Here is a 7,897-nt window from a genome sequence, read left to right on the forward strand (position 1 = left end):
GTTCTCAGCAACTGTGAGTAAAGGACATCGATTGCCGCTTCACTTGTCCCACCGTCCACCCGTCCGCCGCGCTGAGAAGCGCATCCTCGCCGGCCTCGCCGCCCTCGGCATCGCCGCCTCCGGCGCCTTCGCCGTCTCGGCCGCCTCGGCCGCCCCGCTCGTCGGCGGGGCCGCTCTCGTCGGCGGACTCTCCACCCTCCAGACCTTCGACGACGGCGACTACGTCGTCACGCTCGTCGAGCCGTCCGCGGCGACCTACGAGGGCACCGACGCCCGCTTCGCCCGCACCGCTCCGGACGCCGGCGCGCAGCTGCAGGCCCGCTCGGCTCCGGTAGAGGACTACTCCGCGCACCTCGAGCAGCGGCAGGACGACGTCGCCGCCGCCGTCGACGCCGCGATCGGCTACCACTACACGGTCGCCCTCAACGGCTTCTCCGCCTCGCTCACCGCCGCGCAGGCGAGCGAGCTCGCCGGCCGCAAGGACGTCGCGCAGGTGCGGGAGCTCGAGGACCTGAAGCTCGACCGCGCCGCGGCCTCCACCACGTCGGCTCCCGGCGCCACCGCCGAGGCCGGCATCCCCGTCCCCGACACCGGTCAGGAGTCCTCCACGAGCTTCCTCGGCCTCGAGGGCGACGGCGGAGTCTGGGACACCGTCGGCGGTGTCGAGAAGGCCGGCGAGGGCATCGTCGTCGGCGTCATCGACTCCGGCATCGCACCCGAGAACCCGTCCTTCGCGGGCGCTCCGCTCGCGACCTCCCCGGGCGCCGCTCCCTACACGGACGGCACGACCGTCAGCTACCGCAAGTCCGACGGCACCACCTTCGCCGGCTCCTGCTCGCCCGGCCTCGCCGCGTCCGAGCAGTGGGACGGCGGCGAGTGCAACCAGAAGCTGATCGGCGCGCGCTGGTTCCTCGGCCAGAACGAGGAGGCCGGCTCCGCTGACAACCCCGAGTACCGCTCCCCGCGCGACGCGGACGGCCACGGCTCGCACACCGCGAGCACGGCGGCCGGCAACGCCGACGTCGAGGCCTCGGTCGACGGCTACGACTACGGCACCATCTCCGGTGTCGCACCCGCCGCGAAGGTCGCCGCCTACAAGGTCTGCTGGAACGGCGACGTGGACGGCACCGACGACGACGACTACTGCTCCGGCGAGGGCATCCTGGCCGCGATCAACGCGGCCGTCGCGGACGGCGTCGACGTGATCAACTTCTCGATCGGCGGCGGTTCCGCCGTGTCGACGCTGACCCCCTACGACGAGGCGTTCCTGAACGCCGCGGCCGCGGGTGTCTTCGTGGCCGCCTCGGCCGGCAACTCCGGCCCGGGCGTCTCGACCCTCGACCACGCCTCGCCCTGGTACACCACGGTCGCCGCGTCCTCGATCCCGACCTACACGGCGACCGCCACCCTCGGTGACGGCCAGGCCTTCGTCGGCGGATCGATCAGCGTGCACGACGACGTCACCGGCCCCCTCGTGAACAGCGCCGACGTCGTCGTCGCCGGGACCGAGAACGCCGACATCTGCGCGCCGGGCTCGCTCGACGCCGCGAAGGTCGCCGGCAAGATCGTCGCCTGCACCGCGGGCGTCACCGCGCGCGTCTCCAAGTCGGCCGAGGTCGACCGGGCCGGGGGCATCGGCATGCTGCTGCTGAACCCGTTCCCGAACGCCCTGCACGTCGACGACCACTCGGTCCCGAGCATCCAGATCGACTCGCAGGCCTACGACGCGATCACCGCGTACGCCGGCACCGCGGGCGCGACGGCGACGCTGACCGAGGGCAACGCGACCGGCACCGAGATCCCGGTGCCGCAGGTCGCAGGATTCTCCTCGCGCGGCCCGGCCGAGGCGGACGGCACCGACGTGCTCAAGCCCGACCTCACGGCGCCCGGCGTCGCGATCCTCGCCGACAGCTTCAACGCCGAGGGCGACGACCCCGCCTTCGCGTTCGAGTCCGGCACCTCGATGTCCTCCCCGCACATCGCGGGCCTCGCCGCCCTCATCCTCGGCGTGACCCCGAACGCGTCGCCGTCGGCGGTCAAGTCGGCCATGATGACGACCTCCTACGACAGCGTCGACCAGTCGGGTGCCGCGTCCGACGACGTCTTCGCGCAGGGCGCCGGACACGTCGACCCGACCGCGTTCCTCGACCCCGGACTGCTCTACGAGAGCGGCACGAGCGACTGGATCGCCTTCCTCAAGGGCGCCGGCTACGTCTTCGCCGACCCCGAGCTCGACGCGGTCGAGGCGATCGACCCGTCCGACCTCAACCAGGCCTCGATCGCGATCGGCGCCCTGGCCGGGACCCAGACGGTCACCCGCACGGTCACCTCGACCGAGGCCGGCAGCTACACCGCCGGCCTCGACATCCCGGGAGTCGACGCCGTCGTCTCCCCGTCGACCCTCTCCTTCACCGGAGCGGGCCAGACCGCCGAGTACACGGTGACCTTCACCCGGACCGACGCCGAGCTCGCCGAGTTCGCGACCGGCTACCTCACCTGGTCGAGCGCCGAGCACGAGGTGCGCAGCCCCGTGGCCGTGCGTCCCGTGCTGCTCGACGCGCCGTACGAGGTGTCGGGCTCCGGCTCGACCGGCTCGACGAGCGTCGAGATCATCCCCGGCATCGACGGCCCGCTGCCGCTGGTCCCGAGCGGCCTCGCGGTGGGAGTCCTCGCCGAGGACGCGACCGCGGCGGACGGCCACACCGGCACCCTGCCGCAGGGCGAGACCTTCGAGACGACCGTCGAGGTGCCCGAGGGCACCGAGTTCGCCCGCTTCGACCTCGACTCGCTCGACGACACGGCCGACCTCGACCTGACGATCGCGCAGATCGTCGACGGGAAGCCGGTGACCACGGCGACCAGCGCGACCGGCTCGGCCGACGAGCGGGTGGACCTCTACGCCCCTGAGGCCGGCAGCTACCTGGTCTCCGCGGACATCTACGCGGTGGGCGCGGAGCCGGAGGCGACCTTCGACCTCCGGAGCTTCCTCATCGCGGCGGACGGCGGCGAGGGCTCGCTGACCACCGCGCCCGAGACCGTCGACGCGGTCCTGGGTGAGCCGACGAGCTACTCCGTGTCCTGGACCGGCCTCGCCGGCCCGGCGCAGTACCTCGGCAGCATCGACTACGCGGACTCGGGTCTCCGGACCCTCGTCAGCGTGGACGTGACGGAGGCGGCGACGCCGGCTCCGACCGCGACGCCGACGGCCGGACCCACGGCCGAGCCGACCGCGACGCCGACCGCCGGACCGACGGCGACGCCGGCTCCGACCGGGACGCCGACCGCCGGACCGACCGCGCCTCCCGCGCCGACCTCCACGCCCACCGCCGGACCGGGCGCCCCCGGCCACGGCGCGGGCGGGCTGCCCTCCACCGGCTTCGGCGGCGGACTGCTCGGAGCGGGCGCCCTGGCGCTGATCGGCGCCGGAGCGGTTCTGACGGGACTGCGTCGCCGCGCGCTCGCGCAGCGTGAGGCGGGCGCCGCGGAGTAGCCCTCCGCAGCCCGTCGACGGCCGCTCCGCACGCCCCTCCGGGGGCGGCGGGGCGGCCGTCGCTCGTTGCGCGCGGGTCGAGCCCCACCGTCGTCAGCAGGGTGGTCTGCAGGCCACTGTCCTGATGGAGGTGGATCTCGATACGCACGCTGCGCGGGCTACTCGATCAGCATGAAGCGACGCCCTCGTCTGCTGAGCCGCAGCCCCCTCGCATGCTGGTCGAGTAGCCCCGGAGGGGCGTATCGAGACCCGCAGTCGCCAGCAGGGTGGTCTGCAGGCTCCGGTTCGGGTGGTGGTGGATCTCGATACGCCCGCTGCGCGGGCTACTCGATCAGCACAGGTGCACTCGCACAGCGCCGTCAGCTCAGCGCGCGGCGCCCCGAGATCACGCCGGACACCACGGCGACCACGCCGAAGACGATCGCGACGACCGGCTGGCCGAGGTCGAGCCAGGCGAGGGCGGCGGCGCCCATGACCAGCAGCTCGATCAGCGAGCGGCCGTAGAGGTCGATCGCGAGGACGGCGCGCGGCGACAGGAAGAGCGCCCACAGCAGGATCGCCAGCACCGGTGCGCCCACACCGAAGACGATGCTCCACGGCAGATCCCAGGACAGGAAGCCCCACAGTCCGAGGCTGACGAAAGCGAACAGCTCGAGCACGAGGCGGAGGACGTCGTTCGGCCCGACCTTCGGATCGGTCCGTGCAGTGCCCGCTGTCGCTCGATTCACGCGGACCATCGTATCCGCCCGCGGTGAGTCGCCCGAGAGGGCTCGTTCTCCCGCCTTGCGGGCAGCCGTTCCGGGCGACTCGACGTCGCGCGCCGGAGCGGCGCGGCGGTCAGTGGAAGATGATCGTCCGGGCGCCGTCGAGCAGCACGCGGTCCTCCGCGAACCACTTCACGGCCTGGGTGAGCGTGCGGCTCTCCTCGTCCTGCCCGATCGCGACCAGCTGCGCGGGCGAGTGCGAGTGGTCGACCCGCACGACGTTCTGCTCGATGATCGGGCCCTCGTCGAGGTCGCTCGTCACGAAGTGCGCGGTCGCGCCGATCAGCTTCACCCCGCGGGCGTGCGCCTGCTTGTAGGGGTTCGCGCCCTTGAAGCCGGGCAGGAAGGAGTGGTGGATGTTGATCGCCCGGCCGGCCAGGCGCGCGCAGAGCTCGGGGGAGAGGATCTGCATGTAGCGGGCGAGGACGACCAGCTCGACGTCGTGCTCCTCGACGACCTCGACGACGCGCTCCTCGAAGGCGCGCTTGGTCTCGGGCGACGTCACCGCGCGCGACTCGAACGGCACTCCGTAGAAGCCGGCCAGGTCCTGCAGGGTGGCGTGGTTCGAGAGGATCAGCGGGACGTCGATGGCGAGCTGCCCGGCGCGCTGGCGGAACAGCAGGTCGTTCACGCAGTGCCCCGCGGTCGAGGCGAGCAGCAGCGTGCGCAGCGGGCGGCCGACGACGTCGAGCCGCCAGGTCATGCCGTAGTGCTCGGTGACGGGGAGCAGCGCGGCCTCGAACTCGTCGCGGGTGACGGGCGACTGCACCTGCAGGCGCATGAAGAAGCGCCCGGTGTCGGCGCTGGAGAACTGCTGGCTCTCGGTGATGTTGCCGCGGGCCTGCACCACCGCTCCCGAGACCGCGTGCACGATGCCGGGCAGATCGGGGCAGGCGAAGGTGAGCGTCCAGTGGTTGCCGGGACCGTCGTCGCCGGCGCCGCTCGCCGCGTCGGCGGGCGTTCGGGCGGGAGCGGGCGCGGCGGAATCGGTCTGCATCCGCTCAGGATATCGGCCGCCCGTTGCTACACTGGCCGCGTCGCGACTGGCGTTCGGATGGGTGACCATCAGGGAGCGGCACCCTCTCCGGAGACCTCTTCCGGACACTTTTCCAGCCGCTCGCCTGGGCCGGAACGGATACCGTTGTTCTGCGTGCCCGAGCGTGCCTCGTCGCCTCGCGGACGCCATCCGTTTCGCAGCCAAGGAGCGCACGTGTCCTCTTCTCCCGCCTCGAGCACCGCCAGCACCGGTGTCTCTGCCTCGTTCAACGAGCCCGTCTCCGTCGTCGATCCCGAGATCGCCGCCGTCCTGCAGCAGGAGCTCGACCGCCAGCGCGGCTACCTCGAGATGATCGCCAGCGAGAACTTCGTGCCGCGCGCGATCCTCGAGTCGCAGGGCTCGGTCCTCACCAACAAGTACGCCGAGGGCTACCCCGGCCGTCGCTACTACGGCGGCTGCGAGTTCGTCGACGTCGCCGAGCAGCTCGCGATCGACCGCGCCAAGGCCCTCTTCGGCGCCGAGTTCGCGAACGTCCAGCCGCACTCCGGAGCGACCGCGAACGCGGCGGCGCTCGCCGCCCTCGTCCAGCCGGGCGACACCATCCTCGGTCTCGAGCTGGCGCACGGCGGCCACCTCACCCACGGGATGAAGCTCAACTTCTCGGGCAAGCTCTACAACGCCACCGCGTACGGAGTCGACCCGCAGACCTTCCGCATCGACATGGACGCGGTCCGCGAGAAGGCCCTCGAGGTCCGCCCGCAGGTCCTCATCGCCGGCTGGTCGGCCTACCCCCGCCACCTCGACTTCGAGGCGTTCCGCGCGATCGCCGACGAGGTCGGCGCCAAGCTCTGGGTCGACATGGCGCACTTCGCCGGACTCGTCGCCGCGGGCCTGCACCCCTCGCCCGTCCCGCACGCCGACGTGGTGACCACCACGGTGCACAAGACGCTCGCCGGCCCGCGCTCGGGCCTCATCCTCGCCAAGCAGGAGTACGCCAAGAAGCTCAACTCCGCCGTCTTCCCGGGCCAGCAGGGCGGACCGCTCATGCACGTCATCGCCGCGAAGGCCACCGCGTTCAAGCTCGCGGGCGAGCAGGAGTTCGCCGACCGCCAGGTGCGCACCATCCGCGGCGCGCAGATCCTCGCCGAGCGCCTCACCGCCGCCGACTCGAAGGCCGAGGGCATCGACGTGCTCACCGGCGGCACCGACGTGCACCTCGTGCTCGCCGACCTGCGCGACTCCCCGCTCGACGGCAAGCAGGCGGAGGACCGCCTGCACGAGGTCGGCATCACGGTCAACCGCAACGCGGTGCCGTTCGACCCGCGCCCGCCGATGGTCACCTCGGGCCTGCGGATCGGCACCCCCGCGCTCGCGACCCGCGGCTTCGGCGACGCAGAGTTCGCCGTCGTGGCCGACGTCATCGCCGAGGCGCTCAAGCCCTCGGCCGACCTCGAGGCGCTGCGCGCCCGGGTCAAGGGGCTCACGGACGACTTCCCGCTCTACCCGGGGCTGTAGGCCGCCCCGCCCCTTTCGGGTGACCCTGCGCTCGGCGGGGTCCGGAGCGCCGAGCGCGGCTCCGGACACCGCCGAGCACTACTGCACGACGGGCGCGGGAGCGCCGACGAACGAGGAGTTCCACGATGACGGCACAGGTACTCGACGGCGTCGCGACCGCCGCGACGGTCAAGGCGGAGATCGCCGAGCGCGTGGCGGTGCTGCGCGAGAAGGGCGTCGTGCCCGGTCTCGGCACGCTGCTGGTCGGCGACGACCCGGCCTCGCGCTCCTACGTCGCGGGCAAGCACCGCGACTGCGCGGAGGTGGGCATCGAGTCGATCCGCGTCGACCTGCCCGCCACGGCCTCCGCCGAGGACATCCGCGCGGCCATCCGACAGCTCAATGAATCGGACTCGGTGACCGGCTACATCATCCAGCTGCCGCTGCCCAAGGGCATTGACGAGAACGCGATGCTCGAGCTGATGGACCCGGACAAGGACGCCGACGGACTGCACCCGACCAACCTCGGCCGGCTGGTGCTGGGCGTCGAGGGCGAGCTCGACAGCCCGCTGCCCTGCACGCCGAACGGCATCGTCGAGACGCTGAAGCGCCACGAGATCCCGATCTCGGGGAAGCACGTCGTGGTCGTCGGGCGCGGGCTCACGGTCGGCCGCCCGCTCGGGCTGCTGCTGACCCGCAAGGGGCTCGACGCGACGGTGACGCTGACGCACTCGCGGACGACGGATCTCGCGGCGGAGGTGCGGCGGGCGGACATCGTCGTCGCCGCTGTGGGTGTTCCAGGGCTGATCGCGGCGGACTGGGTGAAGCCGGGGGCGGCGGTGCTCGACGTCGGGATCACGCGGGTCGAGAATCCGGAGACGGGGAAGGCGAAGCTGACCGGCGACGTCGCTCCCGGGGTGGCCGAGGTCGCGGGGTGGCTGTCGCCGGTGCCGGGCGGGGTCGGGCCGATGACGCGGGCGATGCTGATCCACAACGTGGTGGGGGCGGCGGAGCGGGCTCTGCGCTAGTTCGACGTCGGGGGGTGCTTGCTGCTGCCGTTCTGACGGGGGGAGGGGCGCGGTGCCTCGTCGCGGCTCCTTCCCGCGCGCCTGCGGCGCGCCCGCCAGACCCGAGCCAGGAGCCGCGACGAGG

5 protein-coding genes are annotated in these 7,897 nt (G+C 72.6%); 3 read left to right on the forward strand and 2 right to left on the reverse strand.

Features of this window, described 5'->3' with window-relative positions; translation table 11 throughout:
* The first annotated feature begins 43 nt into the window (after positions 1–43).
* Entirely contained in the window at positions 44–3,490 is a 3,447-nt protein-coding gene (locus MT355_RS18280) for a S8 family serine peptidase (RefSeq protein ID WP_243600595.1), read from the forward strand.
* 359 nt (positions 3,491–3,849) lie between these two features.
* Here the strand turns inward: MT355_RS18280 and MT355_RS18285 are convergent, their stop codons facing one another.
* Together MT355_RS18285 and purU are read right to left on the reverse strand one after the other, a co-directional pair.
* Complete coding sequence (locus tag MT355_RS18285) at positions 3,850–4,218, reverse strand: YrdB family protein (RefSeq protein ID WP_243600596.1); 369 nt, start codon at positions 4,216–4,218, stop codon at positions 3,850–3,852.
* Between the two features lie 109 nt (positions 4,219–4,327).
* Positions 4,328–5,251 carry a formyltetrahydrofolate deformylase gene (purU, locus tag MT355_RS18290; RefSeq protein ID WP_243600597.1) on the reverse strand — a complete coding sequence of 308 codons (924 nt, stop codon included), beginning with the start codon at positions 5,249–5,251 and terminating at the stop codon, positions 4,328–4,330.
* 213 nt (positions 5,252–5,464) lie between these two features.
* Here purU and glyA point away from each other — a divergent pair, with 213 nt between their 5' ends.
* Together glyA and MT355_RS18300 are read left to right on the forward strand one after the other, a co-directional pair.
* The gene (gene glyA, locus MT355_RS18295) at positions 5,465–6,766 is read left to right on the forward strand and encodes a serine hydroxymethyltransferase (protein ID WP_308197437.1); all 1,302 of its coding nucleotides are present in this window, start codon (positions 5,465–5,467) and stop codon (positions 6,764–6,766) included.
* Positions 6,767–6,891: 125 nt separating this feature from the next.
* A complete protein-coding gene (locus MT355_RS18300; RefSeq protein WP_243600598.1) occupies positions 6,892–7,773 on the forward strand; it encodes a bifunctional methylenetetrahydrofolate dehydrogenase/methenyltetrahydrofolate cyclohydrolase in 882 nt (293 codons plus the stop codon).
* Positions 7,774–7,897 lie beyond the last annotated feature (124 nt).

The organism is Rathayibacter sp. VKM Ac-2929 (assembly GCF_022815495.1).
Lineage (GTDB): Bacteria > Actinomycetota > Actinomycetes > Actinomycetales > Microbacteriaceae > Rathayibacter > Rathayibacter festucae.